Raw genomic sequence first — 1,168 nt, 5'->3', positions numbered from 1 at the left:
CTTTAAAACTTTCTAATAATCTAAATGAAATAACATCTCCTGCTTGAGCTAATAACTCTTGGCTTATACCAATTTTTAACAACCTTTTATCAATATCTACTGCAATTACTTTTTTAGCAATATTTGAAATAATTACTGATGAATACCCAGTATTGCAATTAAAGTCAAAAACCACAGAATTGGACTTAATTTCAGCAAATTGAAGCATTTTAGCTAAAACAAGTGGAGACATAATAAATCTATTATCATCCACAAATATCTCTGTATTAAATATTGGTAAAATTGAATCAGAGTACGCCACTTCTTTCCACTGACTAATAATAAACTTATGGCGACAGACCTTTAAAAATGAATCAATAATTTTCTTATCAATTATACCGCTTGGTACTAACTGATTATGGACCATATTATACCTTGCTTTTGCAAAGTAATTTTCGTCTAATTTTTCTTTTATTTTTAGTTGCAAAATTAAAACTATATTTAATTATCTTAATATTATTAATATAATATTATTAAGGTATTTGCAGCACTTTTTTTATTAAAATTTAAAAATTTATACACGTATCACACCTAATAAAACATCTTCCATGTTATTCATCATACCATATGATTTTGCATTATATGAATAAAATCTCTGTTGTTTCATTAAATCAGTCATAGATTTTGTTTCGTCTACATTAGCTCCCTCTAAATTGCCACTTACAATTTTACCTGCACCATTTAAGTTAGCAACTCTAAAGCTTGGCTTTCCAGATTCAGCTGTATCAGAAAATATAGTTCCAAATTCATTTTCCAGTTTTAATGGATCTTTAAATATTGCAACAGGAATAGCTGCTAATTTTTTCGGTTCTGTCGCATCTGTTGAAAAGTATAAGAATCTTTGATATTCTGAAAGAAATGATAGATGTTAATAATGCTGAAAGTAGACCCAAAATTAATGAAGTATTTCAAGAATCATGAATATGGTCCAGAAATAATAATGGTATCATTGTATATGAAAGGAAGATATTCTCTAAGTTATAGAGAGATAGAGGAGATAGGCGGGTTGAGAGGATTCGCCATTGATCACGCTACTTTACAAAGGTGGGTAATAAAGTTTATGCCAATACTTGAAGGAAGATTCAGAAAAAGAAAGAAGCCAGTCAATGGTAGTTGGAGAATGGACGAG

Annotated in this window: 3 protein-coding genes and 1 pseudogene; 2 read left to right on the top strand and 2 right to left on the bottom strand. The window is 29.2% G+C overall.

The genetic code is table 11. The features are described from left to right. Together EIC27_RS06845 and EIC27_RS08560 are read right to left on the bottom strand one after the other, a co-directional pair. Positions 1 to 466: protein-L-isoaspartate O-methyltransferase family protein (locus tag EIC27_RS06845; RefSeq protein ID WP_205702368.1), on the bottom strand; the 466-nt coding region annotated here is incomplete at its 3' end. Between the two features lie 87 nt (positions 467 to 553). Further along, positions 554 to 658, bottom strand: a complete 105-nt coding sequence (locus EIC27_RS08560; protein WP_410519466.1) for a hypothetical protein — start codon at positions 656 to 658, stop codon at positions 554 to 556. 34 nt (positions 659 to 692) lie between these two features. On the opposite strand from EIC27_RS08560, the gene EIC27_RS07810 reads away from it, so the two are divergent. Together EIC27_RS07810 and EIC27_RS06835 are read left to right on the top strand one after the other, a co-directional pair. Further along, positions 693 to 884 (top strand): hypothetical protein, encoded by a 192-nt coding sequence (locus tag EIC27_RS07810; RefSeq protein WP_240627104.1) that lies wholly within the window; start codon positions 693 to 695, stop codon positions 882 to 884. Positions 885 to 904: 20 nt separating this feature from the next. Then, positions 905 to 1,168 (top strand): annotated as a pseudogene (locus EIC27_RS06835) (IS6 family transposase); the annotation flags it as partial.

Source organism: Candidatus Aquarickettsia rohweri (assembly GCF_003953955.1).
GTDB lineage: Bacteria > Pseudomonadota > Alphaproteobacteria > Rickettsiales > Midichloriaceae > Aquirickettsia > Aquirickettsia rohweri.
The sequence above is the reverse complement of the archived record's forward strand: the minus strand, read 5'-3'. Positions and strand labels throughout refer to the sequence as shown.

What these genes read in the sequence shown, in the direction of transcription:
- EIC27_RS08560 (WP_410519466.1), bottom strand. Translation starts at nt 658, where the DNA reads ATGACTGATTTAATGAAACAACAGAGATTTTATTCATATAATGCAAAA.